Here is a 568-nt window from a genome sequence, read left to right on the forward strand (position 1 = left end):
GGTCGCCTCCCGCCATGCGTCGATGCCGTGGTCGGCAATAAAGTCATGCGCGCCGTCATCTTCGGGATGCGGCATTTCCGGGCCGTGATAAAAAGGATTGCGATGCCAGACGTCCCGGTCCGTCAGGACCCATGCGTGGTGGGGCGCAGCACGCGAAAGCGCAAGGGCTTCGTCGCGGTCTGCCATGGATTCATATTCGCTCATGCGGGTCGATCCTTGCGGAAAGGTACCTTGCCGTGGGTGGCCGGACCCGCCTTGGGTCCGGCCGGGTCGGTCAGAAGCCGAGGGCGTCCATCTCGGCAGCTGCGGCCCGCTGGTCGATGGTGCGGGCGTTGCTGGCCGTGTAGGGCTTCCACGGGGTGCCGATCATGTCCTCGTAGGCCGCAAGGGCCCCGCGGGCGGACGCAACCAGAGCGGCGGCCTTGATCCCCTGCTCGGCTGCAAAGCGGCGGGCGTTGGCCGCCCTGTTTTCCAGCCCGTCGACGCCCATCCGGTCCTCTTCGCGATACTCGTTGAACTGTGAGGACAGTTCGCGGGCCTGCGCGCGCTTGGCGTCATAGAACTGGGC

Annotated in this window: 1 protein-coding gene and 1 pseudogene; both read right to left on the minus strand. The window is 66.7% G+C overall.

The window, feature by feature from the left end:
- Positions 1–204 (minus strand): hypothetical protein (locus tag B7449_RS17510; protein WP_048883943.1); only part of this gene is annotated, 204 nt, incomplete at its 3' end.
- A gap of 70 nt (positions 205–274) precedes the next feature.
- Positions 275–568 (minus strand): annotated as a pseudogene (locus B7449_RS17515) (hypothetical protein); the annotation flags it as partial.

This window comes from Komagataeibacter intermedius TF2 (assembly GCF_000964425.1).
Lineage (GTDB): Bacteria > Pseudomonadota > Alphaproteobacteria > Acetobacterales > Acetobacteraceae > Komagataeibacter > Komagataeibacter intermedius.